This is a genomic window from Chromobacterium sp. FG22 (assembly GCF_057809415.1).
Genome location: NZ_JBMDJX010000001.1, coordinates 31,406 through 56,964 on the forward strand (window position 1 = coordinate 31,406; position 25,559 = coordinate 56,964).

At 66.1% G+C, this 25,559-nt stretch carries 17 protein-coding genes and 1 other RNA gene; 12 read left to right on the top strand and 6 right to left on the bottom strand.

The window, feature by feature from the left end; all coding sequences use genetic code 11:
* The 4 genes from aceF (at position 1) to ACODSD_RS00190 (ending at position 9,421) form a co-directional block, all read left to right on the top strand.
* The gene (gene aceF, locus ACODSD_RS00175) at positions 1-1,617 is read left to right on the top strand and encodes a dihydrolipoyllysine-residue acetyltransferase (protein WP_488876545.1); all 1,617 of its coding nucleotides are present in this window, start codon (positions 1-3) and stop codon (positions 1,615-1,617) included.
* A gap of 114 nt (positions 1,618-1,731) precedes the next feature.
* Complete coding sequence (gene lpdA / locus ACODSD_RS00180) at positions 1,732-3,528, top strand: dihydrolipoyl dehydrogenase (protein ID WP_107801037.1); 1,797 nt, start codon at positions 1,732-1,734, stop codon at positions 3,526-3,528.
* A 318-nt stretch (positions 3,529-3,846) separates the two neighbouring features.
* Positions 3,847-5,589 (top strand): autotransporter assembly complex protein TamA, encoded by a 1,743-nt coding sequence (locus ACODSD_RS00185; protein WP_235085830.1) that lies wholly within the window; start codon positions 3,847-3,849, stop codon positions 5,587-5,589.
* Between the two features lie 13 nt (positions 5,590-5,602).
* A complete protein-coding gene (locus ACODSD_RS00190; protein WP_488876546.1) occupies positions 5,603-9,421 on the top strand; it encodes a translocation/assembly module TamB domain-containing protein in 3,819 nt (1,272 codons plus the stop codon).
* 43 nt (positions 9,422-9,464) lie between these two features.
* Here ACODSD_RS00190 and ACODSD_RS00195 read toward each other — a convergent pair whose 3' ends face one another.
* Positions 9,465-10,412 (bottom strand): LysR substrate-binding domain-containing protein, encoded by a 948-nt coding sequence (locus ACODSD_RS00195; RefSeq protein ID WP_235085836.1) that lies wholly within the window; start codon positions 10,410-10,412, stop codon positions 9,465-9,467.
* A gap of 162 nt (positions 10,413-10,574) precedes the next feature.
* Here ACODSD_RS00195 and ACODSD_RS00200 point away from each other — a divergent pair, with 162 nt between their 5' ends.
* Positions 10,575-11,762 (top strand): M20 aminoacylase family protein, encoded by a 1,188-nt coding sequence (locus ACODSD_RS00200; RefSeq protein ID WP_107801033.1) that lies wholly within the window; start codon positions 10,575-10,577, stop codon positions 11,760-11,762.
* Positions 11,759-13,051 carry an MFS transporter gene (locus ACODSD_RS00205; protein ID WP_227105628.1) on the top strand — a complete coding sequence of 431 codons (1,293 nt, stop codon included), beginning with the start codon at positions 11,759-11,761 and terminating at the stop codon, positions 13,049-13,051. The genes ACODSD_RS00200 and ACODSD_RS00205 overlap by 4 nt, the downstream gene beginning before the upstream one ends.
* 30 nt (positions 13,052-13,081) lie before the next feature.
* Here the strand turns inward: ACODSD_RS00205 and ACODSD_RS00210 are convergent, their stop codons facing one another.
* A complete protein-coding gene (locus tag ACODSD_RS00210) occupies positions 13,082-16,261 on the bottom strand; it encodes a bifunctional diguanylate cyclase/phosphodiesterase (RefSeq protein WP_488876547.1) in 3,180 nt (1,059 codons plus the stop codon).
* Positions 16,262-16,367: 106 nt separating this feature from the next.
* On the opposite strand from ACODSD_RS00210, the gene rnpB reads away from it, so the two are divergent.
* The 6 genes from rnpB to purD all read left to right on the top strand — a co-directional run bounded on the left by rnpB (position 16,368) and on the right by purD (position 21,878).
* Positions 16,368-16,831, top strand: an RNA gene (gene rnpB / locus ACODSD_RS00215) — RNase P RNA component class A.
* Between the two features lie 128 nt (positions 16,832-16,959).
* Positions 16,960-18,003, top strand: coding sequence for a tRNA dihydrouridine synthase DusB (dusB, locus tag ACODSD_RS00220; RefSeq protein ID WP_107801030.1), 1,044 nt, complete (start codon positions 16,960-16,962; stop codon positions 18,001-18,003).
* A 30-nt stretch (positions 18,004-18,033) separates the two neighbouring features.
* Positions 18,034-18,270 (top strand): DNA-binding transcriptional regulator Fis, encoded by a 237-nt coding sequence (gene fis, locus ACODSD_RS00225; RefSeq protein WP_019100932.1) that lies wholly within the window; start codon positions 18,034-18,036, stop codon positions 18,268-18,270.
* A gap of 73 nt (positions 18,271-18,343) precedes the next feature.
* Positions 18,344-19,921 (top strand): bifunctional phosphoribosylaminoimidazolecarboxamide formyltransferase/IMP cyclohydrolase, encoded by a 1,578-nt coding sequence (gene purH, locus ACODSD_RS00230; RefSeq protein WP_107801029.1) that lies wholly within the window; start codon positions 18,344-18,346, stop codon positions 19,919-19,921.
* A 65-nt stretch (positions 19,922-19,986) separates the two neighbouring features.
* Positions 19,987-20,547 carry a lipid IV(A) palmitoyltransferase PagP gene (gene pagP / locus ACODSD_RS00235; RefSeq protein WP_488876548.1) on the top strand — a complete coding sequence of 187 codons (561 nt, stop codon included), beginning with the start codon at positions 19,987-19,989 and terminating at the stop codon, positions 20,545-20,547.
* A 53-nt stretch (positions 20,548-20,600) separates the two neighbouring features.
* Positions 20,601-21,878 (top strand): phosphoribosylamine--glycine ligase, encoded by a 1,278-nt coding sequence (gene purD, locus ACODSD_RS00240; RefSeq protein WP_488876549.1) that lies wholly within the window; start codon positions 20,601-20,603, stop codon positions 21,876-21,878.
* Between the two features lie 69 nt (positions 21,879-21,947).
* On the opposite strand, the gene rfbC is transcribed toward purD, so the two are convergent.
* The 4 genes from rfbC to rfbB are packed head-to-tail and all read right to left on the bottom strand — an operon-like array spanning position 21,948 to position 25,374.
* Positions 21,948-22,493 carry a dTDP-4-dehydrorhamnose 3,5-epimerase gene (gene rfbC, locus ACODSD_RS00245; protein ID WP_205464804.1) on the bottom strand — a complete coding sequence of 182 codons (546 nt, stop codon included), beginning with the start codon at positions 22,491-22,493 and terminating at the stop codon, positions 21,948-21,950.
* Between the two features lie 16 nt (positions 22,494-22,509).
* Positions 22,510-23,397 (bottom strand): glucose-1-phosphate thymidylyltransferase RfbA, encoded by an 888-nt coding sequence (rfbA, locus tag ACODSD_RS00250; RefSeq protein ID WP_488876550.1) that lies wholly within the window; start codon positions 23,395-23,397, stop codon positions 22,510-22,512.
* Positions 23,394-24,320, bottom strand: coding sequence for a dTDP-4-dehydrorhamnose reductase (rfbD, locus tag ACODSD_RS00255; RefSeq protein ID WP_488876551.1), 927 nt, complete (start codon positions 24,318-24,320; stop codon positions 23,394-23,396). The genes rfbA and rfbD overlap by 4 nt, the downstream gene beginning before the upstream one ends.
* A complete protein-coding gene (gene rfbB / locus ACODSD_RS00260) occupies positions 24,313-25,374 on the bottom strand; it encodes a dTDP-glucose 4,6-dehydratase (RefSeq protein ID WP_253313887.1) in 1,062 nt (353 codons plus the stop codon). Before rfbB ends, rfbD begins: the two co-directional genes overlap by 8 nt.
* Positions 25,375-25,559: the final 185 nt, after the last annotated feature.

A 25,559-nucleotide genomic window follows, 5' to 3' on the forward strand; every position in this document is an offset into this window, starting at 1 on the left:
ATGAGCAATCTGATCGAATTGAAAGTGCCCGACATCGGCGGTCACAGCAATGTAGACATCATCGAAGTATTCATCGTCCCGGGCCAGACCGTGTCCGTGGACGATTCCCTGATCACGCTGGAAACCGACAAGGCCACCATGGAAGTGCCGGCGGAAACCGCGGGCGTGATCAAGGAAGTCAAAGCCGTCGTTGGCGGCAAGATCTCCGAAGGCGACGTGATCGCCATCCTGGAAGTGGGCGCCGCAGCGTCCGCGCCGGCCCCGGCAGCCGCCGCACCGGCTCCTGCAGCCGCCCCGGCTCCGGCTCCGGTTGCAGCCGCTCCCGCCGCCGCGCCTGCCGCGCCGGCGGCTTCCGGCCGCAGCGAAATCCGCGTGCCGGACATCGGAGGCCACAACGGCGTCGACGTGATCGAAGTGACCGTCAAGGTCGGCGATGAGATCGCCGTCGACGACAGCCTGATCACGCTGGAAACCGACAAGGCCACCATGGAAGTGCCGGCCTCCGCCGCCGGCCGTGTGGTGGAAGTCAAAGTGAAAGTGGGCGACAAGGTCAGCGAAGGCGATCTGATCGTGGTGGTCGAAGGCGCCGTTGCCGCCGCCCCGGCTCCTGCCGCCGCCTCGGCTGCTCCGGCCCCGGTGGCCGCCGCGCCTGCCGCCGCTCCTGCCAAGGCCGCCGCCGCCATCGACGAAGCCTCCTTCTCCAAAGCCCACGCCGGTCCGTCCGTGCGCCGTCTGGCGCGCGAACTGGGCGTGGACCTGGGCAAGGTCAAGGGCAACGGCCGCAAGGGCCGCATTACCGAAGAAGACGTCAAAGCCTTCGTCAAGGGCGTGATGCAGAACCCGGCGGCGCTGGCCCCGGCCGCCGCGGCCTCCTCCGGCGGCGGTCTGGATCTGCTGCCGTGGCCGAAAGTCGATTTCGCCAAGTTCGGCCCGATCGAAACCAAGCCGCTGTCCCGCATCCAGAAGATTTCCGGCGCCAATCTGTCGCGCAACTGGGTGATGATCCCGCACGTAACCTTCAACGACGAGTGCGACATCACCGAGCTGGAAGACTTCCGCAAGACCGTGGGCAAGGAATGGGAAAAGTCCGGCCTGAAGATCAGCCCGCTGGCCTTCATCATCAAGGCCGCCGCCGAGGCGCTGAAAGCTTTCCCGAACTTCAACAGCTCGCTGGACGGCGACAATCTGGTGCTGAAGCAGTACTACCACATCGGCTTCGCCGCCGACACGCCTAACGGCCTGGTGGTGCCGGTGATCAAGGACGCGGACAAGAAAGGTCTGCGCCAGATCGCCCAGGAACTGACCGATCTGTCCAAGCTGGCGCGCGAAGGCAAGCTCAAGCCCACTGATATGCAGGGCGCCACCTTCACCATCTCCAGCCTGGGCGGCATTGGCGGCACCAGCTTCACGCCCATCGTCAACGCGCCGGAAGTGGCCATCCTCGGCGTCTGCAAATCGCAGATCAAGCCGGTGTGGAACGGCAAGGAATTCGCGCCGCGCCTGATGTGCCCGCTGTCGCTGTCCTTCGATCACCGCGTGATCGACGGCGCCGCTGCCGCGCGCTTCACCGTGCATCTGGGCAAACTGCTGTCCGATGTGCGCCGCCTGATTCTGTAATCGCCAGCCGGGCGGACGCCCCGGCCTGGCCGGAGCGCGCCGCCCAAGCGAACGACTCTGCTGAATAGCGGCGGGGGCCCCCGGGCTTCCGCCTTACGTTGCGGATGGAAAACCATGAGCAATCTGATTGAACTGAAAGTCCCGGACATCGGCGGCCACAACAACGTGGACGTGATCGAAGTCTTCGTCAAGCCGGGCGACGTGATCGAGAAAGAAGCCAGCCTGATCACGCTGGAAACCGACAAGGCCACGATGGAAGTGCCGGCGGAAACCGCCGGCGTGGTAAAAGAAGTCAAGATCGCCGTCGGCGGCAAAGTGTCCGAAGGCGATGTGATCGTGATCGTTGAAGCCGCCGGCGCCGCCGCGGCTCCGGCCGCGCCCAAACCGGTGGAAACCACCGGCGTCGCTTCCGCCACCACCCAGGCGGGTTTCGCGCCGCAAGCCGCTCCGGTGGCCGCCAGCCATAGCGGCGGCGCCGACATCGAGTGCGACGTGATGGTGTTGGGCGGCGGTCCCGGCGGTTATTCCGCCGCCTTCCGCGCGGCCGACCTGGGCCTGAAAGTGGTCATCGTCGAGCGCTACGCCACCCTGGGCGGCGTCTGCCTGAACGTGGGCTGCATCCCGTCCAAGGCGCTGCTGCACAATGCGGCGGTGATCGACGAAGTCAGCCATCTGGCCGCCAACGGCATCAAGTTCGGCAAGCCGGAAGTGGACATCGACATGCTGCGCGGTTACAAGGAAAAAGTAATCGCCAAGCTGACCGGCGGCCTCGCCGGCATGGCCAAAGCGCGCAAGGTGGAAGTCGTGCGCGGCAACGGCCATTTCATCGATCCGCATCATATCGAAGTGTCCGCCACTACCGGCAAGGGACGCGAAGAGAGCGGCGAGAAGAAGATCGTCAAATTCAAGAACGCCATCATCGCCGCCGGTTCCCGCGTGGTGAAGCTGCCCTTCATCCCGGACGATCCGCGCGTGGTGGATTCCACCGGCGCGCTGGAGCTGAAGGGCGTGGCCAACCGCATGCTGATCATCGGCGGCGGCATTATCGGCCTGGAAATGGGCACCGTCTACTCCACGCTGGGCGCGCGCCTGGACGTGGTGGAAATGATGGACGGCCTGATGCAGGGCGCGGATCGCGACCTGGTCAAAGTGTGGCAGAAGTGGAACGCCCACCGTTTCGACAACATCATGCTCAACACCAAGACCGTGGCCGTGGAGCCCAAGGACGACGGCGTGTGGGTGACTTTCGAGGGCGATCAAGCGCCGAAAGAGCCGCAGCGCTACGACCTGGTGCTGTACGCCACCGGCCGCGCGCCCAACGGCAAGCTGCTGGGCGCCGAGAACGCCGGCATCGCGGTGACCGACCGCGGCTTCATCCCGGTGGACAAGCAGCAGCGCACCAATGTGCCGCACATCTTCGCCATCGGCGACATCGTCGGCCAGCCGATGCTGGCGCACAAGGGCGTGCATGAAGGCCATGTGGCGGCGGAAAACTGCGCCGGCCAGAAGTCCTACTTCGACGCGCGCGTGATTCCGGGCGTGGCTTACACCGATCCGGAAGTGGCTTGGGTCGGCGTCACCGAGGACGAGGCCAAGAAGCAGGGCCTGAAGATCGAGAAGGGCGTGTTCCCGTGGGCCGCCTCCGGCCGCGCCATCGCCAACGGCCGCGACGAAGGCTTCACCAAGCTGATTTTCGACGCCGAAAGCCACCAGATCATCGGCGGCGGCATTGTCGGCCCGCACGCGGGCGACATGATAGGCGAAGTCTGCCTGGCCATCGAAATGGGCTGCGACGCCACCGACATCGGCAAGACCATCCACCCGCACCCGACCATGGGCGAGTCCATCGGCATGGCGGCGGAAGTGGCGCACGGCACTTGCACCGATTTGCCGCCGCAGCGCAAGAAGTAAGCGCGGCGCGGCAAGGATGAGGGGCGGACTTTCGGGTCCGCCCTTTTTTATGCGCATCGTCTTAAATGACGGGGCGGCAAAACTATTGCCGATTTCGCCTGTCACACCGCCCTGCGTTCGTAATCGGCGCGCGTGAGCGGCCGCCATGAGAAAAACGTATGGCTGTCGCGTGTGAATCTGAATTACGGTTGAATATAAATTAAGCTTTTGGTTTAAGAAAACGCCGGTCTGTTCCCGCGATTTTGAAGCCGCCCCGCCGCTTCTCGCCAGCCGCCGCAAGTTTCGTTACCATGGCCTCGACACCAAACGAATCGGACCATGCCAAGCTCCCGCCTGCTTATTTCATTGATCTTATTGCTGTCGGCGACGCCCGTCTGGGCCAAGCTCGATTACAGCGTGCGCGTCGACGCGCCTTCCGGCCTGGCCGGCTTGCTGCAAGACAATCTGGAATTGGTCACCAGCCGTCTGGAAGAAGAAATGGACGAGACGCTGTTGACCGAGTTGGTGCGCAGCACCCCGGAGGACGCGCGCAAGCTGTTGGAGACCGAGGGTTATTTCGACGCGCGCGTCAATGTGCGCGAAGAAAGCGCCCGGCAGTACGTGATCGAGGTCAAGCCCGGCGAGCCCACGCTGATAGACGACGTGGTCATCCGCCTCAACGGGCCGATACGCGACGAAGGCGACTTCCAGCAACGCTTCGCCGCGGTGCTGGAGGCCTGGTCGCTGCCCATGGGCGCGCCTTACCGGCAGTCCGATTGGGACGGCAGCAAGCGCGCGGTGATGCGGCTCATCACCGCCGATCGCTTCCCCAAGGCGCAGATCAGCAAGAGCGCGGCGGAAATCGATCCGGCCACCCGTCGCGCGCAATTGCTGGTGGACATCGACAGCGGGCCGGTGATTCTGTTCGGCGAGATCACCGTCAAAGGCATGAAGCGTTATCCGGAGAAGATCGCCACCGGTCTGGCCGATTTCTCCCCCGGCACCGCCTACCGGCTGCAGAAGATCTTCGATTACCAGTCGGCGCTGGAGCAGGCGCCGCATTTCTCCAATGTGGTGGTCAGCCCCGACATGGCCCATATCGACCCGGACACCCATCGGGTGCCGGTGGAGGTGGACGTCACCGAGATGCCGCGCCAGAAGCTGGAGCTGGGTTTGATCTACGACTCCGGCGACGGCCCCGGCCTGCGCGTCGGCTACGACCATTACAATATCTTCCGCCGCGGCTACACTGGTTCGCTGGTAACCAACTGGAAGAAAAACCAGCAATCGCTATCGCTGGGCCTGGGCTTTCCGCGCCAGTCCGACGGCTATTCCCATTCCATCACCAGCGCTTTCAAGACCGATGACGTGCAGGGCCTGAAAACCCGCAGCAGCGACGTGGGCGGCTGGCGCACCCGCACCCGGGGCAATATCGAGGCCCGTCTCGGCCTGCAATACCTGCTGGAAAGCGAAGAGGCCGGCGGCGTGTCCAATAAGGACACCCGCGCCTTGCAGCTGGTCTACGGTTGGACCCAGCGCGCGGTGGACGATTTGATGCGGCCGCGCTCCGGCGTTTTGCTGGACTTCCAGCTCTCCGGCACCGTCGGCAGCGCCCTGTCCTCCACCTCCTATGTGCGCGGCTACGCCCGCACCGTCGGATACTGGTCGCCGTTTCCCAAGTACGGCACCTTCGTCGGCCGGCTGGAACTGGGCCAGGTGTGGGCCAACGACAAGGACGCGGTGCCGTCCTCCATCCTGTTCCGCGCCGGCGGCGCCAACAGCGTGCGCGGCTACGATTACCAGAGCCTGGGCCTGCCGGGCCCCAACGGCTCGGTGCTGGGTGGCCGCGTGGTGGCCACCGGCAGCCTGGAGTACCAAATCCCGATCAAGCCGGACTGGTATCTGGCGCTGTTCACCGACGCCGGCAACGCCAGCCAGAGCTGGAAAGGCTTCCAAGTGGAGCGCGCCAACGGCGTCGGCGTGCGCTGGATGAGCCCGGTGGCTCCGCTGGCCTTCGACTTCGCCAAGGCGGAGCGCGACGGCAAGATCCGCTGGAACCTCAGCCTGGGCCTGGCTTTCTGACCCGAATGCATTCATGAGCGAAACCGACACTCCCCAAACTCCCGACACCGCGCCGCCGCCGCCGCCGCCGGCCAAGCCCAAGCGCCGCCGCTGGCGCTGGCTGCTGTGGCTGCCTTTGCTGCTGATCGCGCTCTTGCTGGCCGCCAGCGCCTGGCTGACCGGCAGCCGCGCCGGCTTCGCCTGGCTGATGCAGTCACTGGGCGGCCTCAGCGGCAACGCCGTCAGCGTCAAGCAAGCCGAAGGCACGCTGTGGGACGGCTTCAAACTGAGCGAGGTGCGCGTGCGCAGCGCCGGCAGTGATGTGGACATCGAGTCCGTGCAGCTGGACTGGCGGCCGAGCGCCTTGTGGCAGCGCCAATTGTGGGTGAGGCAATTGGCGGTGGGCCACGTCAAGGTGGCGGTCAAGCCGACGCCGGCCGCCCCGCCCAGCGGCGCGCCGGAATCGCTGGCCTTGCCCCTGGGCGTCCGCCTGGACCGGCTGAGCGTGGCCAGCGTGACGCTGGAACCGGCCAAGCTGCGGCTCTACGGCCTGGAAGCCGGCTACGTCTACGACGGCCGGCGCCACGATCTCAAGCTCAAGCGCCTGGGCTCGCCCTGGGGCGAGGCCGCGGCGGCGCTGCAATTGGCCGACGCCAAGCCCTTCGCGCTGCAGGGCAAGCTCAGCGCCGACGGCGAGCTGGACAAGATTCCCTATCAGGCGCGGCTGGCGCTGGGCGGCGATCTGCTGCACCTGAGCTTTGACGGCGAGTTGTCCGGCAAAGACCTGGTGGCCGACGTCAAGGGCGGCCTGCTGCCCTTCGCCAGCAATCCCTTCAACAGTTTCACCCGGTTGGACGCGCGCATGGCCGGCATCAATCCGCAGGCCATCCTGCCGGAATGGCCGCGCGCCAAGCTCAGTTTGGCGGTGTTCGCCGAGCCGGACGCCGGCCAGCGCGTCAAGGGCGGCCTGACCCTGCTCAATGAGCTGGCCGGCTCCTTGTCCGAGCAGCGGCTGCCGCTGTCCTTGCTGGCCGGCGAGTTCCGCGCCGACGACAAGGCGCTGGAGCTGTTCAATACCCACGCCCGGATCGCCGGCGGCGAAATCGGCCTGGCCGGCCAGCTGCGGCCGGATAGGCTCAAGCTGGCGCTGGATGTCTCCAAGCTGGGCCTGAGGCAATTGCACGCGGACGCGCCGGACGACAGCCTGGACGGCCGGGTGACGCTGGACGGCCCCTTGAGCGGGCCGAACATCCTCGCCCAACTCAAGGGCAAAACCCTGCAAGCCAAGGCCGATGTCGGTTTCGCGTCGGCGCCGCATCCGGCGCTGCTGATCCGGCAGGCGGAGTTGACCGCCGGCGTCGGCACCCTGGCGCTGGCCGGTCAACTGGGCCTGGACGGCAAGCAGCTGTTTGATTTCAACGGCAAGCTCAATCGCGCCGACCCGTCCAAACTCAAGCCCGGCCTGCCCAGCGGCGACCTCAACGCCAGCTTGCAGGCCAAGGGCCAGCTGGCCAGCCCGCTGAGCGTGGCGGCCAAGCTGCAATTCGCGCCCAGCAAGCTGTCCGGCGCGCCGCTCAGCGGCGGGGCCGATCTGCAGTTGCAGGGCGAACGCTTGAAGTCGCTCAGCGCCGATCTGAAGCTGGCGCAGAACCGGCTGCAGGCCAACGGCGCTTACGGCGCCGCCGGCGACAAGCTCAAACTCTTGATCGACGCGCCCAATCTCGGCCTGATCGGCCCCGGTTTCTCCGGCGTGGTCAAGGGCCAGGGCGAGTTGGCGGGCACGCCCAAGGCGCCGTTGATCAGCGCCAATCTGCAAGCCGACCGACTGAAGCTGCCGGGCAATATCGCCGTGCAGAGCATGCAATTCAGCGGCAACGTCAAGGCCGACCAGAACAGCCCGTTCCAACTCAAGCTGGACGTGGCCGCGCTGCAAGCCGGCGGTTTCCGCGCCGAGCAGCTGCGCGCCAGCGCCAACGGCACGCGCGCGCGCCACGGTCTGCAACTGGACGGCCGTTTCCGCCTGGCCGACCACCCTTACGCGCTGCAATTGGCGGCCAGCGGCGGCCTGCGCGGCGAGGCCGGGCCCTGGGCCGGCACCCTGAGCAAGCTGGAGTTGAGCGGCCGTCCCGGCCTTAGCCTGCTGGCGCCGGTGGCGCTGGAGCTGGGCGAGCAGATCAAGGTGGGCAACGCCCGGCTGTCGGCCTTGGGCGGCAGCATCACCCTGGCCGAACTCAACCGCGGCGCCAACGGCGCGCTCAGCACCCGCGGCTCCGCGCGCGGCCTGCGGCTGGCGGAGCTGGGGCCCTTGCTCAGCCTGCCGGTGAAGCAGGATCTGAGCTTCGATTCCGACTGGAACCTGAATCTGGCGGCCAACGCCAAGGGCCAGTTCACGCTGCGCCGCGCCGGCGGCGACGTGCAGCTGCCGGGCGACAAGGGCAAGGACGTGGCGCTGGGTCTGAAGACCGCCGCCGTCACCCTGACGCTGGACGGCGGACGCGCGCTGTTCGATCTGAATCTGGACAGCCGCTACGCCCAAGCGCAAGGCAAGGGTTCGGTGCCGTGGAACGGCGGCGCCATCGACGCCAAGACCCCGCTCAACGCCACGGTCAGCGCCAGCGTGCCTTCGCTGGCGATGCTGGCCAGCTTCGCCGGCCCTTCGCTGGAGTTGGGCGGCCAGATCAGCGCCAATCTGGCTTTGACCGGCGCCTTGAGCCAGCCTATGGCCCAAGGGACGATACGCGGCGACAAATTATTGCTGGCGGACCGCCGCACCGGCATCCGCCTGGGCGACGGCAGCCTGCTGGCGCGGCTGGACGGCCGCAAGCTGGTGCTGGACCGTTTGCGCTTCGCCGGTGGCGAAGGCGAGGTGGCGGCCAGCGGCGCGCTGGATCTCAGCGGCGACACCCCGGACGCTCGGGTGGCGGTGGAATTGCGCAAGTTCGGCGTGTTCGACCGGCCCAACCGCCGCCTGGTGGTGTCCGGCCGCACGGAACTGGCGATGGTGGCCGGCAAATTGTCGCTGACCGGCCATATCCGCGCTGACCAGGGCCGCATCGGCCTGCCCAAGTTCGGCGCGCCCAGTCTGGGCGACGATGTGATGGTCAAGGGCCGGCCGGGGCCGGAGCCGTCGGCCTTCGCCAGCATGCCGCTGACGGTGGCGCTGGATCTGGACCTGGGCGAGCACTTCCGCTTCTCCGGCCAGGGCCTGAACGTGGATCTGACCGGCTCGGTGCGCGTCAGCGCCAATCCGGGCGAAGCGCCGGGCGCCAAGGGCCAGGTGCGGGTGGTCAAGGGGCGTTACAAGGCCTATGGCCAGGATCTGGACATCGAGTACGGCGCCATCACCTTCAACGGCCCCTTGGACAACCCTCTGCTCAATGTGCGCGCCAAGCGCCGGCTGTCGCCGGTGGGCGCCGGGGTGGAAGTCAGCGGTTCGGTGTCGGTGCCCAAGGTGCGGTTGATCGCCGACGAGCCGATGTCGGAAAAGGACAAGCTGGCCTGGCTGGTCTTGGGCCGGGCGGCCAGCGGCGAGCGCGACGACAACGATCTGGCGGCCTCCGCTGGCATGATGCTGGCCGGCTCGCTCAACGATCAGATCGGCCTGTTCGACGATCTGGGCGTGTCCAGCCGCAAGGAAAAGACCTTGGCCAACGGCACGGTGAGCCCGGCGGAGCAGGTGGTGACGGTGGGCCGCCAGCTGACCCGCGAACTGTATCTGGGCTACGAGTACGGCGTGACCAGCGCGAACCAGGCGGTGAAGCTGGCGTATCAGCTGAGCAGGGGCTGGTCGGTGGTGTTGCGGGCCGGCACCGACGCCTCGGTGGAGTCGCGCTACACCTTGCGCTTCGATTGAGCGCGACGCGGCGTCGCCGAAGCGCGCAGGCTTAGAACGGCCTCTAAAACCGCAGCGTCAGCATCCGCGCCAAGGCCCGGTCCTCCGGCCGGGCCGAGCGCATGCGCTGGCGCAGCGTCTGCCGCAGGCAGTCGATGAAGCAGCGGGCGGCGTAGCCGTGGGCCTGCCCCTGCAGGCTGATTACGCCGATGACGATATCCTCCATGTCTTCCCGCAGCGACAAGGCCTGGGTCTTGCCGGCGAATTCCGGGCACAGCAGCAAGGGCTCCGGCCCGTAGCTGAGCATGCCGGCCTGGACCAGGCCGGCCAGCAGCGCCATGGATTGCGCGCAGATCAGCCGTTCCGGCGCGATCGCCAGGCCGTGGCGGGTGAACAGCCGGTCCAGCACGTGGCGATAGCTGGAGGGGCTGTAATTGACCACCCAATCCTGCTCCAGCAGCTCGGACAAGGACTGCGCGCGCAGCGCCGGATGGCCGTTGCGGGCGAACACCCGGCCGCCGTGGCTGAACAGCGGCTGGCAATGGAATTCCTGAGCCAGCGGGTCGAACAGCGGGCTGATAGCAAAATCCATCTGGCCGTCGCGCAGCCGCGGCAGCGCCACCGCCAGCAGGCCTTCGAACAATTCCAGCCGGATCGCCGGCAGCCGTTGGCGAAAGCGCAACACCACCTCGGGCAATAGCGTGGGCACCAGCCAAGGCGTGACGCCTATGCACAGCCTGGCGTCGCGCTGGCCGCGCAGCGCCTCTAATTCGTCATGAGCGCGCTCCAGCTGCATCGCCACCTGGCGCGCGTGGATCAGCAAGGCCCGGCCCGCCTCGGTCAGCCGCGCGCCGCTGGCGTGCCTTTGCAACAGGGGCAGCCGCTGTTCTTCCTCCAGTTCGCGCAGGGTTTTGCTGACCGCCGCCTGCGACAGATCCAACATGCGGGCGGCGGCGCGAATGCCGCCGCCGTCGGCCAGCGCGATCAGCGCTTGCAGTTGCTGCAGTTTCATCTCTCCTCCAAGCCGACAACCAGAAGTGTTCTCGATCACCGTTCTGCGGCTATTCACCTATTAACTATTGCCGCTAGTCTGGGATCGCAGTCGCGGCGCCGCGTCCGTCGTCGCCACGACAGTGTGCGACAAGAGCGTGATAGACACCAAGGAGACGACGCCATGAACGCCCCCATTCTGCCCGGCATCCGCGATATCGCCCCGGCGATGATCGCGCTGCGCCACGATATCCACGCCCACCCCGAACTGGGCTTCGAGGAGGTGGAGACCCGCCGCCATGTGATCCGCTGCCTGCGCGACTGGGGCTACGAGATCCACGAAGGACTGGGCGTGACTGGCGTGGTCGGCACCCTGCGCCGCGGCGCGGGGCCGAGCATAGGCCTGCGCGCCGACATGGACGCGCTGCCCATCCAGGAAACCACCGGCCTGCCGTGGGCCAGCCGCGTGGAGGGAAAAATGCACGCCTGCGGCCACGACGGCCATACCGCGATGCTGTTGGCGGCGGCTTGCGAGCTGGCGCGGCGCGACAGCTTCAGCGGCACCGTGCATCTGATTTTCCAGCCGGCGGAAGAGGGCAAGGGCGGCGCCAAGCGCATGCTGGACGACGGCCTGTTCCGGCTCTTTCCCTGCGACGCCATCTTCGCCATGCACAATATGCCGGGTTTCCCGGTGGGCCAGCTGGGCTTCCGGCCCGGTCCCTTCATGGCTTCCGCCGACACCGCGGTGATCCGCATCCGCGCCACCGGCGGCCACGGCGCGGTGCCGGACAAGGCGGTGGACCCGGTGGTGGTGGCCGCGTCCCTGGTGATGGCGCTGCAAAGCGTGGTGGCGCGCAATGTGTCGCCGCTGGACATGGCGGTGGTGACGGTGGGGGCCATCCTGGCCGGGGAGGCCCCCAATGTGATTCCGGAGAGCGCGGAAATGCGGCTGAGCATACGCGCCTTGCGGCCGCAGGTGCGCGCCTTGCTGCGCCAACGCATCGAGACGCTGGCCGCGGCCCAGGCCGCCGGCTTCGGCGCGCGCGCCGAGGTGGATTACCAGGACGGTTATCCGGTGCTGGTCAACGACGCGGCGGCCACCGCGCTGGCGCGGCAGGTGGCCGTGGACTGGCTGGGCGAGGGCGGGGTGGTGGCGGAGATGCCGCCGCTGACCGGCAGCGAGGATTTCGCCTTCTGGCTGGAGCGGGTGCCGGGCTGTTATCTGATCATAGGCAATGGCGACGGCGAGGGCGGCTGCATGGTGCACAACCCCGGTTACGACTTCAACGACCAGGCCTTGCCGGTGGGCGCCAGCTACTGGGTCAAGCTGGTGGAGCGCTATCTGGGCGGCGCGGCCGGGGGCGGGCAATGACGGCCGCCCAGTTGTCGGCGGCGCGGCCGGCCGCTCCCAGCCGGCGCGCGATCACCGCCATCACCGTGGGCAATGCGCTGGAGTTCTACGACTTCATCGTCTACAGCGCGCTGGCCACCTTGATGGGGCGTTTGTTCTTTCCGTTCAGCGACGAGCCGCTGCTGCAGCTGATGCTGTCCTTCGCGGTGTTCGGCACCGGCTTCATCAGCCGGCCGATAGGCGGCATCGTCATCGGCCTGTACGCGGACCGCAAGGGACGCAAGCCGGCGCTGCGGCTGAGCCTGTGGCTGATGGCGATAGGCTCCATGCTGTTCGTGGTGGCGCCCACCTACGCCCAGGCCGGCCTGCTCGGTCCGGCGCTGGTGGTGCTGGGACGGCTGGTGCAGGGCTTCGCCGTCGGCGGCCAGGTGGGGGCGGCCACCTCGATGTTGATGGAGTACGCCGACGACAAGTCGCGCGGCTACTACTGCAGCTGGCAGCTGTTCAGCCAGGGCCTGGGGGTGTTGGCCGGCACGCTGACGGTGAGCTTGCTGAGCGCGCTGTTGCCGGCGGCGGCGATGGAGGCCTGGGGCTGGCGGCTGGTGTTCGCCATCGGGGTGTTGGCGATTCCGGTGGGCGAGTATATCCGCAGCCAGCTGGACGAGACCGCGGCCTCGGCGGTGGCGCCGCAGGCGACGACGGAACCGGCCGGGCCCTTGCTGCGCCGGCACGGGCGGCAGATATTGGCCGGGGTATTGCTGACCATAGGCGGCACCGGGCCCAACTTCATCATCGCCCACTATCTGGCCAATCACGCGGTGACGGTGCTGGGCATGCCGCTGGCGGTGGCGATCTGGGCGGCGTCGACCGCGGCCCTGTTGCAAGTGCTGCTGTCGGTGGCGGCCGGACGCTGGAGCGACCGCGTCGGCCGTCGCCGTTCCATTTTGTGGCCGCGCTTGGTCTTGCTGCTCTTGCTGTATCCGGGCTTCATGCTGTTGAACGCCGCGCCCGGCTTGCCGACGCTGCTCTTGGTCGTGGTGCTGCTGACGGTGCCGCTGGTGTTGACCGCGGTGCCCAGCATCGCGGTGCTGCCGGAGTTGTTTCCGCGCCGCATCCGCGCCAGCGGCATGTCCATCGTCTACTGCGTGGGCGTGATGATTTTCGGCGGCTTCGCCCAGTTCTTCGCCGCCGGCCTGATCCGGCTGACCGGCGATCCCAACGCGCCGGCGCTGTACGCGGTGTTGTGCATCCTGGTGTCGATGATAGGGCTAGCGATGGTGCCTGAGACGGCGAACCGGCCGCTGGACTGAGCTTGCCGGCCCGGCATCGCCGGGCCGGATTCAGACGGACAGCCGTTGCCGCAGCGCGTCCATTCTTTGTTCCATCGCCTCCGCGGACAGCGGCGCGCCCAGCAGATAACCCTGCATCGCCGAGCAGCCGAGCTTGCCCAGGTAGTCCTGCTGCTGCGGATGCTCGACGCCCTCGGCCAGGGTATCCATGCCCAGCGCGTTGGCCAGGTGGACGATGGCGGAGACGATGGCGGCGTTTTCCTCGTCCTGCGGCAGGTCGATGATGAAGGAGCGGTCTATCTTGATGGTGTCCGGCGCGAAGCGCTTCAGATAGGCCAGGCTGGAATAACCGGTGCCGAAGTCGTCGATGGACAGCCGCACCCCCATCGCCTTGATCACCGCCAACTGGCGAGCGGCGAAGTCCGCGTCCTCCATCAGCGTGCTTTCGGTGACTTCGATCTCCAGGCAGTAGCCTGGCAGGCCGCTGCTTTGCAGCGCGTCGCGCACATCGTCGACGAAGTCCGGCCGCGTCAGCTGCCGCGCCGAGACATTGACCGCCATGCGCACCGGGCGCAGGCCGCTGTCGTACCATTGCGCCGCCTGGCGGCAGGCTTCGCCCAGCACCCAGCGCCCCAGCGGCACCACCAGGCCGGTGTCCTCGGCGATGGGGATGAAGCGCGAGGGCATGATCAGGCCGTGTTCCGGATCGCGCCAGCGCACCAGCGCCTCGCAGCCCAGCAGGCGTTCGCCGCTCATATTGAATTGCGGCTGATAAACCAGGTAGAGCTCGCCGTGTTCGATGGCGCGGCGCAGCCGGGTTTCCAGATGCAGCCTTTCGGCCACTTCCACGTTCATTTCCCGGGTGTAGAAGCGGAAGGTGCTGCGGCCGTGCGCCTTGGCGTGGTACATGGCGAGATCGGCGTTCATCAGCAGGTTCTGCAGATCGCGGCCGTCGTCCGGCATCAGGCTGATGCCTATGCTGCAACTGACGTTGAGCTGATGGGCGCCGATGTCGAAGGGCCGCTGCATCGCGGCCAGCACGCGTTCGGCCACTTGCGCGGCCTCGCCGGGCTGGTCGATGGACGGCAGGATCAGCACGAACTCGTCGCCGCCGGTGCGGCCGACGGTGTCCAGCGCGCCCACGGCGGCGCTTAGGCGGCCGGCCGCCTGTTTCAGCAATTCGTCGCCCAGGCCGTGGCCCAGGGTGTCGTTGATGTTCTTGAAGTGGTCCAGATCGACGAAGAGCACCGCCAGCTGGCCCTGGCGCAACTCGGCCTGACGGATGGCCTGCTGCAGCCGGTCGTTGATCAGCACGCGGTTGGGCAGATCGGTCAGCGCGTCGTATTCGGCCAGGTGCTGTACCCGCGCCTCCTGCTCCTTGCGTTCGGAGATGTCGGTGAACAGCGCCACATAGTGGCTGATCTCGCCCTGTTCGTTCTGCAGCACGCTGATGTTCAGCCATTCCGGGAAGATGTCGCCGTTCTTGCGACGGTTCCAGATCTCGCCGGACCACTGGCCGCGCTGGGTCAGCTGCTGCCACATGTTTTCGAAGAAGGCCGGTTCGTGACGGCCGGAGGCGAGCAGGGCGGGAGTCTGGCCCAGCGCCTCGGCCTCCTCGTAGCCGGTGATCGCGCAGAAGGCGCGGTTGACCGCCAGGATGCGGTTGTCCGGGTCGGTGACCAGGATGGCCTCGTTGCTGGATTCGAACACCTTGGCGGCCAGGCGCAGCTGGCGGTCGGTCTGGCGGCGCGCGGTGATGTCCCGGCCGGTGGCGCACAGATAGTCTTCGCCCTGGTAGTTGAGCGGACTGACGGTGACTTCAAGCCATTGCTCCTCGCCGCAGCACTGCAGCCGGGCGTCGAAGGTGTGGGGCAGGGCGTCCGCGGCCGGGCGGAACAGCGCGCGGGTCAGCGTCGCGGCGTCGCAACCGCAATCCAGCCGTTGGCGCGCCGCCTGGTTGCAGTAGACGATGTCGCCGGCGGCGTTGCGCAGCGCGATCAGATCGGTGGCGTTGTCCACCATGAAATGGCTGAGGCGCAGATCGCGCGAGCGCTGTTCCAGCGAGAGGTGGCTTTGCTGCAAGTCCTGGCGGTAGCGCTGCACCAGCGCGTTGAGCCAGCGCAGGAAGAACCAGCAGAAGGCGGCGGCGACCAAGAGGGCGGCCAGGGTCAGCAGCAGGGTGGCGACGATGCGTTCGCGCAGACTGCGCTCCAGTTCCTGGCGCGCGCGCTGGCTGCTGTCTTCTATGGACTGCACGCGCAGGCTGGTGACCAGGGTCCAGTCCCAGCCGGGCAGCTGGCGCGCGTAGGACAGATAGCGTTCGCCTTGCGGCGCGTCCAGGCTGCTGATCAGGTATTCCATGAAGCCGCCTTGCTTGCCGCGGCGGATCAGTTCGGCGATGCGGCCGCGGTCGGCGCCGGGCAGGGCGGAGTAGTGCTTGCCGTTCATCGCCGGATTGGACGGGTCCAGCAGGATCACGCCGTGGCGGTCTATGATCATGAAGTCGCCGCTGTCGTGGCCGAAGCGCATGCGCGCCAGCATCTCCAGGCCTTGCTTCTGCATGTCGGTTTCGACATTGTTCAGGTATTCGCCGCTGCCTATCAGCCAGTTGTAGGGGCCGAAGCGGCGGGCGTAGGCGACTTTCTCGCTCATCTCGCCGCGGCCCGGCTGGTACCAGCGGTAGGAGCTGAAGCCGCGCTGTTGCGGGTTGTCCACCGATTCGATCAGCGCGCGCATGATGTAGCGGCCCTGATCGTCGCGGTTGGCCAGCAGCGAGCCGCCCTCCAGCTGCGGCGTGGTGGGCAGCAGCACGCAGCGTCCGTCCAGGCCGTCGATGAAGAAATAGCCGCGGCCGTCGAAGTAGCGCAGCGGCCGCAGCGCCTCCGCGATCAGCCGCTGCACCTGATGCGGCGGGCGGCGCAGGCGTTCCTGGCGCCAGATGGCGTCGGCTAGGCTCCAGGCCTGGTCCACCTGTTCGCGCAGCCTTTGCTTCAGGGTGTCGTTGGTGCGTTCGCGCAGCGCGGACAGGGTTTGCGCGGCGTGGTCGGCGTAGGAGCGCAGGTAGTCGCGCGCGCGCGCGTAAGCGTCCTGGCGTATGGTGTGCTGGCGGGCCTGGAAATCGTTCCAGCTGCTCAGCAGGAAGTAGCTGGACAAGGTCAGCGCCAGCATGAACACAATGGCGAGCGTGCCAAACAATTGCAGACGGGACAGCTTGGCCTGATTCAACTCCATGTTTTTGTCGTTATCGCTCGATGGACCCGCCAGTATAAGGGATTATCGCGTTTGTCATGGCAAAATGTCGGGCCGGCGGGGGCGGAATCGGGTAGAATGGCGGCCGGAAGTTGGCCAGGCAGTCGCTGCGTTCGTTCGCAAGAACGGACGGGGAGGAAAGTCCGGGCTCCGCAGAGCAGGATGCCGGTTAATGGCCGGACGTCGTGAGGCGATGGAAAGTGGCGCAGAGAGCTGAACCGCCGATGGCCGGAGGAAGCGTCCGCAAGGACGTGGACTCTTGATTTCGCCGCGCAAGCGGCGAGACGGATCAGGCAAGGGTGAAAAGGTGTACTGGCCGGGCGAGAGCCCGGTCGGACAGATAGGGTGTGGTGCCCTATTCTGCGGTAAGAGCGCACCGCGGACGTGGTAACACGGACGGCAGGCAAAACCCCATCCGGAGCAAGACCAAATAGGGGGAATTGACGTTGCTCGCGTATATCCCCGGGTAGGTCGCTTGAGCCTGTCGGTAACGGCAGGCCTAGAGGAATGACTGTCCAACGACAAGACCCGGCTTATCGGCCAACTTCCACCTCATCCCCGCGACCCCATGGCTTGACGCTATGGGGTTTGCTCAAAAAATAAGCAAAAAAAATCCACGTTCCTGGGAAAAAGCTTTACAATACCGGCCCTTCAGTCAGCTATCCCAGAGTTTCGCAAGCATGCGCATTGGTTCGTACACATTGAAAAACCGGCTGATCGTGGCGCCCATGGCCGGGGTGACGGATAGACCGTTCCGCATGCTGTGCAAGCAATTGGGCGCCGGCATGGCGGTATCGGAAATGATCACCTCCAACAAGGCGCTGTGGACCACGGCCAAGACCTTGCGCCGCGCCGACCACGCCGGCGAGGTGGAGCCGATCTCGGTGCAGATCGCCGGCTCCGATCCGGCGCAGATGGCCGAGGCGGCGCGGCTCAACGTGGAGCGCGGCGCGCAGATCATCGACATCAATATGGGCTGTCCGGCCAAGAAGGTGTGCAATGTGGCCGCCGGTTCGGCCTTGCTGCGCGACGAGGCGCTGGTGGGACGCATCCTGGAGGCGGTGGTCAAGGCGGTGGACGTGCCGGTGACGCTGAAGACGCGCACCGGCTGGAGCCCGGAACACCGCAACGCGCTGCGGGTGGCCAAGCTGGCCGAGGATTGCGGCATCGCCGCGCTGGCCTTGCACGGCCGCACTCGCGAGGACATGTATCGCGGCGCGGCCGAGTACGACACGATACGCGAGGTGAAGCGGCAAATCCGGATTCCGCTGATCGCCAACGGCGACATCGATACCCCGCAGAAAGCACAGTGGGTGCTGGAACATACCGGCGCCGATGCCATCATGATAGGACGGGCTGCCCAGGGCAGGCCGTGGATTTTCCGCGAAATCCAGCATTTTCTGGAGAGCGGCGAATGCCTGCCGCCGCCGGAAGTGAGCGAGATCCGCCAGCTCTTGCTGGGGCATCTGGATGAGCTATACCAGTTTTACGGCGAATATTCGGGCTGCCGCATCGCCCGCAAGCACATCGCCTGGTACACCAAGGGACTGCAGGGCGGCAACGCGTTCCGCCAGCAGATGTACCAACTCGAGTCCACGGCGGAGCAGCGCTTGGCCGTGGCGGCCTATTTCGACCGTTTGGCCGGGGACTCTGAACGGCTGGTGTATTTGGATGGCGCTGGGGAAGCGTTGGACCACGACTCGGAGACGGTGGTGGATGGCTAATTCCAATCAGACTTGGACAGAATAATAACCATGCAGAACAATGACCATATCTCGCAGTCGGTGCGGCTGGCGATGGAACAGTATTTCAGGGACCTGGATGGCGAGAACCCCTCCGCCATCTACGACATGGTGTTGGCTTGCGTGGAAAAGCCATTGCTCGAGGTGGTGCTGATACACACCCAGGGCAATCAGACCCGGGCGGCGGAGTTGCTGGGATTGAACCGCAACACCCTGCGTAAAAAGATGAAGTCTTATGATTTGATATGAAGACAAACCGGCCATACCGAATAGGGTGGCCGGTTTTTTTTGTGTTCCTTTTTAGTTAACGCGGTAGAGAACCATGAGCAAAATCGAACGCGCGCTGATCAGCGTCTCCGACAAGAGCGGCATTCTGGAATTCGCCCAGGCCCTGGCTTCCCAAGGGGTGCACATCCTGTCCACAGGCGGCACCGCCAAGCTGCTGGCCGACGCCGGCGTGCCGGTGACCGAGGTGTCCGACTACACCGGCTTCCCGGAAATGCTGGACGGCCGGGTCAAGACCCTGCATCCGAAAGTGCACGGCGGCATCCTGGGCCGCCGCGATCTGCCGGAGCATGTGGCCAAGATGGCCGAGCATGAGATCGGCAACATCGATCTGGTTTGCGTCAACCTCTACCCGTTCGAAGCCACCATCGCCAATCCGGACTGCGAACTGGAGGACGCGATCGAGAACATCGACATCGGCGGCCCGACCATGGTGCGTTCCGCCGCCAAGAACTGGGCGCACGTGGCCATCGTCACCGACGCCGCCGATTACGCGGCGCTGGCGGAGGAGATGCGCGCCAACGGCGGCGCGCTGTCCAAGGCCACCCGCTTCGAATTGGCCAAGAAGGCCTTCACCCACACCGCGGCCTACGACGGCGCGATTTCCAACTACCTGACCAGCCTGGCCGACGGCGCGCTGGCGGGCAAGCCGGAACGCGTGGCCTTCCCCAAGCGCCTCAACGCCCAGTTCGTCAAAGTGCAGGACATGCGTTACGGCGAGAACCCGCATCAGGCGGCCGCCTTCTATCGCGATCTGGACCCGGCCGCCGGCTCCATCGCCAATTACCGTCAGCTGCAGGGCAAGGAACTGTCCTATAACAACATCGCCGACGCCGACGCCGCCTGGGAGGCGGTGAAGACCTTCGACGACACCGCCTGCGTCATCGTTAAGCACGCCAACCCCTGCGGCGTGGCGGTGGCGGGCGATACCTTGAGCGCCTACCGGCTGGCTTTCGCCACCGACACCACCAGCGCTTTCGGCGGCATCATCGCCTTCAACCGCCCGGTGGACGCCGCCACGGTGGAAGCGGTGACCGGCCAGTTCCTGGAAGTGTTGATCGCGCCGGCTTTCACCGAGGAAGCCAAGGCCGTGATCGCCGCCAAGAAGAATGTGCGCGTGCTGGAAATCCCGCTGGAGATCGGCGCCAACCGCTTCGAACTGAAGCGCGTCGGCGGCGGCGTGCTGGTGCAGACGCCGGACATCCGCAATGTGGGCCTGGACGAATTGCGCGTGGTGACCCAGCGTCAACCGACGCCGCAGGAGCTGTCCGATCTGCTGTTCGCCTGGCGCGTGGCCAAATATGTGAAGTCGAATGCAATTGTTTTCTGTAAAAATGGTCAGACTGCCGGTATCGGCGCCGGCCAGATGAGCCGCGTCGATTCCACCCGCATCGCCGCGCGCAAGGCGGCCGACGCCGGCTTGAGCCTGCAGGGCGCGGTGGCGTCGTCCGACGCCTTCTTCCCCTTCCGCGACGGCATCGACGTGATCGCCGAGCAGGGGATCAAGGCCATCATTCAGCCGGGCGGTTCGATGCGCGACGAAGAAGTGTTCGCCGCCGCCGACGAGCACGGCATCGCGATGGTGCTGACCGGGGTGCGTCACTTCCGCCACTGAGCGGTTCCGATTAACCGGAGGAGGCCGGCATGCCGGCTTCTTTACATGGATTTGTTGTTTTTCCGATGAGAGCAATAGTTTGTTGGCTGGGCGCCGGCTTGTTGGCGTCCGCCAGCCTGGCGGCGCAGGCCGAAGAGACGGCCGCCGAGCCGCAAGGTTTCTGGCAACGCGGCCGCGCCAATATCGAGGCGACCTGGCGTTCCGACCAGTACGAGTTGTACGTGCCGGCGGTGACGTGGCACAACCGCGCCTTCTACGATAGAGAGAAGATCCGGCAATTCAACGAACGGCCGTGGGGTTTGGGCGCGGGACGTTATCGCTACGACGCCGACGGCGACTGGCACGCGGTGTACGCGATGGCCTTCCTGGATTCGCACAAGGATGTCGAGCCCTTCGTCGGCTACGCCTTCCAGAAAATATGGCGCCCATTGGACGGCTGGCGCTTGGGCGCGGGCTTCACCGTCGGCGTCACCGCGCGTTCGGACTACAGCTACGCGCCCTTGCCGGCGGTGCTGCCGCTGGTGTCGGTGGAATATCGCCGCCTGGCCTTGCAGGCCACTTATATCCCGGGCGGGCACAATAACGGCAATGTCTTGTTCGCCTGGCTGCGTTGGCAGTTGGGCTGAGTGAAGAATCCGGCGCGTTGCGACGCGCCGTAAAAACGAGTGGAGCATCGAACATGAAAGTACTGGTTATCGGCTCCGGCGGACGCGAGCACGCGCTGGCCTGGCGCATCGCCAAGTCGCGCCGGGTATCCAAGGTCTTCGTCGCGCCCGGCAACGCCGGCACCGCGCTGGACCCCAATCTGACCAACGTCGAGCTCGGCAGCGTGGCGGAGTGGGTGGCTTTCGCCAAGCAGGAGAAGATCGAACTGACGGTGGTGGGCCCGGAAGCGCCGCTGGCGGCCGGCGTGGTCGACGCCTTCCGCGCCGAAGGGCTGCGAATCTTCGGCCCCACCCAGTATTGCGCGCAGCTGGAAAGCTCCAAGGATTTCGCCAAGGCCTTCATGAAGCGCCACGGCATTCCCACCGCCGCGTACGAAACCTTTAGCGACGCCGCCGCCGCCCATGCCTATGCCGACGCCAAGGGCGCGCCCATCGTGATCAAGGCCGACGGCCTGGCCGCCGGCAAGGGCGTGGTGGTGGCGCTGACGCTGGACGAGGCGCACGCCGCCATCGACGATATGCTGGTGGGCAACAAGATGGGCAGCGCCGGCGCGCGCGTGGTGATCGAGGACTTCCTGCAGGGCGAGGAGGCCAGTTTCATCGTGATGGTGGACGGCGACCACGTGTTGCCGATGGCCACCAGCCAGGATCACAAGCGCTTGCTGGATCAGGATCAGGGCCCGAACACCGGCGGCATGGGCGCGTACAGCCCGGCGCCGGTGGTGACGCCGGCGGTGCACAACCGGGTGATGCGCGAAATCATCCTGCCCACGGTGCTGGGCATGAAGAAGGACGGCCACAGCTATACCGGTTTCCTCTACGCCGGGCTGATGATAGACGCGCAGGGCAATCCTTACACCATCGAGTTCAACTGCCGCTTCGGCGATCCGGAAACCCAGCCCATCATGGCGCGTCTGAAGTCGGACTTCACCGTGTTGTTGGAAGCCGGCGTCAACGGCCGCCTGAACCAGGTGGAGGCGGAATGGGACCGGCGCGTGGCCTTGGGCGTGGTGCTGGCGGCCGAAGGCTATCCGGAAGCGCCGCGCAAGGGCGATCTGATCAGCGGCCTGCCGCCGGAGAGCGAGGACGGCATGGTGTTCCACGCCGGCGTCAGCCTGGACGCGGACAAGCAGCTGCGCAGCAACGGCGGCCGCGTGTTGTGCGCGGTGGGCCTGGGCGACAGCGTCAAGATGGCGCAGGGCAAGGCTTACGTGCTGGCCGACCAGATTCAGTTCGCCGGCAAGCAGATGCGCCGCGACATCGGCGCGCGCGCTATCGGCCGCAAACATTAGCGTCTTGCCGCTTGATAGAGAAACAGCGCCGCAAGCGGCGCTGTTTTCATTTTCGGGCTTGGTTCCGGCTCAGCCCAGTTCGGCCTGGCGCAGGCCGGGCGCGGCGCCGTCCTTGGCCGACAATTGCGGCTCGCCGTCCAGCGGCCAGGCAATGGCCAGCTCCGGATCGTTCCAGGCGATGGAACGCTCCAGCTCCTTGAACCAATAGTCGGTGGTTTTGTACAGGAACTCGGCGCTGTCCGACAGGGTGAGGAAGCCGTGAGCGAAACCGGGCGGCACCCAGAGCTGACGTTTATTGGCGGCGGACAGGTGTACGCCCACCCATTGGCCGAAACTGGCTGAGCCGGGGCGGATGTCGACGGCGACGTCGAAGACTTCGCCGGCGATCACCCGCACCAGCTTGCCCTGGGCGTGCGGCGCCAGCTGATAGTGCAGGCCGCGCAGCACGCCCTTGGCCGAGCGGCTGTGATTGTCCTGGACGAAGGGCGCGGCGCAGCCGACGGCGGCTTCGAAACGCTGTTGATTGAAGCTTTCGAAAAAGAAGCCGCGTTCGTCGCCGAATACGGCGGGTTCGATGATTTTGACGTCGGGAATGCTGGTGTCGATGATATTCATGTGTCGCTCGTCAAGATCAATAGACCGGCTGATCCAGCATCGCCAGCAGGTAGCGGCCGTAGCCGGTCTTTTGCAAGGGTTTGACCAATAGACGTACTTGTTCTTCGCCTATCCAGCCGGAACGGTAGGCCACTTCCTCCGGGCAGGCCACTTTCAGGCCCTGACGGCTTTCTATGGTGGCGATGAACTGGCTGGCTTCCAGCATGGATTCATGGGTGCCGGTGTCCAGCCAAGCGTAGCCGCGGCCCATGGTCTGCACCGAGAGCTGGCCCTGCTGCAAATAGACGTTGTTGACGTCGGTGATCTCCAGCTCGCCGCGCGGCGAGGGCTTGATCGCCTTGGCGATGTCCACCACCTGCTCGTCGTAGAAGTACAGGCCGGTCACCGCGTAATTGGACTTGGGCTGCGCTGGTTTTTCTTCGATGGACAGCGCCTTGCCGTCGGCGTCGAAGGCCACCACGCCGTAGCGCTCCGGGTCGTTGACGCGGTAGGCGAACACGCTGGCGCCGCTGCGCTTGGCGTTGGCGTCTTGCAGCAAGGCGGAAAAGTCGTGGCCGTAATAAATGTTGTCGCCCAGCACCAGCGCCGACGGCGCGCCGGCCAGGAAGTCCTCGCCGATGATGAAGGCCTGGGCCAGGCCGTCCGGACTGGGCTGCACCGCGTATTGCAGCCGCAGCCCCCATTGGCTGCCGTCGCCCAGCAGTTGTTCGAAACGGGGCGTGTCCTGCGGGGTGGAGATGATCAGGATCTCGCGGATGCCGGCCAGCATCAGCGTGGTCAGCGGATAGTAGATCATCGGTTTGTCGTAGATGGGCAGCAATTGTTTGCTGACGGAAATGGTGGCCGGGTACAGCCGGGTGCCGGAGCCGCCGGCCAGGATGATGCCTTTGCGTGCCTGAGTCATTGAATGTCTTTCTGTTGCGGCTGGGCGCCGAGTTCGGCCAGCACTTGTTTGACGCCGCTTTCCCAGTGCGGCAGCGCAAGGCCGAAGGTCTGCCGCAGCTTGGCGCAATCCAGCCGGGAGTTGGCGGGACGGGGCGCTGGCAATGGATAGTCGGCGGTGGTGATCGGCTCGATGTCGGCCGGAGACAGCCGCAGCGCATAGCCCAGTCTGCCGGCCTCGGCCACCAGGAAGCGGGCGTAGCCGTGCCAGCTGGTTTCGCCCTGCGCCGCCAGGTGGTAGCTGCCGTAGGCGAAGCCGGCCGGGTCGCGCAGATAGTCGCGCAGCAGGGCCACGGTGACGTCGGCGATCAAGGCGGTGGAGGTGGGCGCGCCGATCTGATCCGCCACCACCTTCAGGCTGTCGCGTTCCTGCGCCAGGCGCAGAATGGTCTTCAAAAAGTTGCCGCCATGGTCGCCGAACACCCAGCTGGTGCGCAGAATCAAGTGCCGCGGCGCGGCGGCGCGCACCGCCTCCTCGCCCGCCCATTTGCTTTGGCCGTAGACCGAGCGCGGCCGCGCCGGGTCGTCCTCGCGCCAGGGCTGTTCGCCGGCGCCGTCGAATACGTAGTCGGTGGAGTAGTGCAGCAAGAGCGCCTGGTGCTGAGTCGCCCATTGCGCCAGCAGCGCCGGCGCGGCGGCGTTGACCGCATGCGCCTGTTCCGCCTCGCTCTCGGCGCGGTCCACCGCGGTGTAGGCGGCGGGATTGACGATGATGTCGGGCTGGTGGCGTTCCAGCGCCTGGCGGACGCTGTCTGCCCGGCTCAGGTCCAGTTCGGCCCGGCTGAGCGCGACGACCTCGCCCAGCGGCGTCAGCGCGGTCCGCAACCGATGGCCGAGCTGGCCGTTGACCCCGGTCAGCAGAATGGTGGGTGAGCGCTCAGCCATAGTGCTGGTTCACCCAGTCGCGATAAGCGCCGCTGCTGACGTTGGCGACCCAATCCTGATGTTGCAGATACCAGGCGACGGTTTTGCGGATGCCGCTGTCGAAGGTTTCCTGCGGTTTCCAGCCCAATTCGCGCTCCAACTTGCGCGCGTCTATCGCGTAGCGGCGGTCGTGGCCGGGGCGGTCGGCGACGAAGGCGATCTGTTCGGCGTAGCGGCGCGCCGGGTCGGCTTGAGGCGCCAACTCGTCCAGCAGCGCGCAGATCGCCTTGACCACGTCCAGATTGGTTTTCTCGTTCCAGCCGCCGACATTATAGGTTTCGCCGGGCACGCCGGCTTCCAGCACGCGGCGGATGGCGCTGCAATGGTCTTTGACGTAGAGCCAGTCGCGCACCTGGCTGCCGTCGCCGTAGATGGGCAGCGGCTTGCCGGCCAGGGCGTTGAGGATCACCAGCGGAATCAGCTTCTCCGGGAAGTGATAGGGGCCGTAGTTGTTGCTGCAATTGGTGGTCAGCACCGGCAGGCCGTAAGTGTGGTGCCAGGCGCGCACCAGGTGGTCGGACGCGGCCTTGGACGCCGAGTAGGGGCTGTTGGGCTCATAGCGGTGGAGCTCGGAGAAGGGCGCGTCGTCGGGTCCCAGCGTGCCGTAGACTTCGTCGGTGGAGACGTGCAGCAGGCGGAAGGCGGCGCGGTCCGCGTCCGCCAGCCCTGTCCAGTAGTCGCGCACGCTCTCCAGCAGATTGAAGGTGCCCACCACATTGGTCTGGATGAAGTCGCCCGGTCCGTGGATGGAGCGGTCGACATGGCTTTCCGCGGCGAAATTGAGCACCGCGCGCGGCTGGTGTTCGGCCAGCAGGGCGTCGAGCAGCGCGCGGTCGCCGATGTCGCCGCGCACGAAGACATGGCGCGGGTCCTGTCCCAGGGTTTTCAGGGTGTCGAGATTGCCGGCGTAGGTCAGCGCGTCGAGATTGATGATGCGCTCATCGCTCTGCGCCAGCCAGTCCAGCACGAAATTGCCGCCGATGAAGCCGGCGCCACCAGTGACCAAAATGCTCATATTGTTCTTTCAGTGTTGCTGCGTGCTCAAAATTTAGTACAGTAGGCCTCTATGCCTAGGGCCTGTTCAAAGTCTCGCGAGCTAGAGCGAAAACCGCTGAAAAAGCGGAATAGACGCGTAGGTACATCAGCATTTCAAAGCTGTTTCCAACGCCTCTGGCCAACTGTCCCACTGAAGCATTGCAG

Coding starts and splice junctions, on each gene's coding strand:
- ACODSD_RS00185 (WP_235085830.1), top strand. CDS start 3,847: ATGCCAAGCTCCCGCCTGCTTATTTCATTGATCTTATTGCTGTCGGCG.
- ACODSD_RS00190 (WP_488876546.1), top strand. CDS start 5,603: ATGAGCGAAACCGACACTCCCCAAACTCCCGACACCGCGCCGCCGCCG.
- purH (WP_107801029.1), top strand. CDS start 18,344: ATGAGCAAAATCGAACGCGCGCTGATCAGCGTCTCCGACAAGAGCGGC.
- rfbA (WP_488876550.1), bottom strand. CDS start 23,397: ATGACTCAGGCACGCAAAGGCATCATCCTGGCCGGCGGCTCCGGCACC.
- rfbB (WP_253313887.1), bottom strand. CDS start 25,374: ATGAGCATTTTGGTCACTGGTGGCGCCGGCTTCATCGGCGGCAATTTC.
- pagP (WP_488876548.1), top strand. CDS start 19,987: ATGAGAGCAATAGTTTGTTGGCTGGGCGCCGGCTTGTTGGCGTCCGCC.
- purD (WP_488876549.1), top strand. CDS start 20,601: ATGAAAGTACTGGTTATCGGCTCCGGCGGACGCGAGCACGCGCTGGCC.
- ACODSD_RS00210 (WP_488876547.1), bottom strand. CDS start 16,261: ATGGAGTTGAATCAGGCCAAGCTGTCCCGTCTGCAATTGTTTGGCACG.
- lpdA (WP_107801037.1), top strand. CDS start 1,732: ATGAGCAATCTGATTGAACTGAAAGTCCCGGACATCGGCGGCCACAAC.
- aceF (WP_488876545.1), top strand. CDS start 1: ATGAGCAATCTGATCGAATTGAAAGTGCCCGACATCGGCGGTCACAGC.
- rfbD (WP_488876551.1), bottom strand. CDS start 24,320: ATGGCTGAGCGCTCACCCACCATTCTGCTGACCGGGGTCAACGGCCAG.
- ACODSD_RS00195 (WP_235085836.1), bottom strand. CDS start 10,412: ATGAAACTGCAGCAACTGCAAGCGCTGATCGCGCTGGCCGACGGCGGC.
- ACODSD_RS00205 (WP_227105628.1), top strand. CDS start 11,759: ATGACGGCCGCCCAGTTGTCGGCGGCGCGGCCGGCCGCTCCCAGCCGG.
- fis (WP_019100932.1), top strand. CDS start 18,034: ATGCAGAACAATGACCATATCTCGCAGTCGGTGCGGCTGGCGATGGAA.
- dusB (WP_107801030.1), top strand. CDS start 16,960: ATGCGCATTGGTTCGTACACATTGAAAAACCGGCTGATCGTGGCGCCC.
- rfbC (WP_205464804.1), bottom strand. CDS start 22,493: ATGAATATCATCGACACCAGCATTCCCGACGTCAAAATCATCGAACCC.
- ACODSD_RS00200 (WP_107801033.1), top strand. CDS start 10,575: ATGAACGCCCCCATTCTGCCCGGCATCCGCGATATCGCCCCGGCGATG.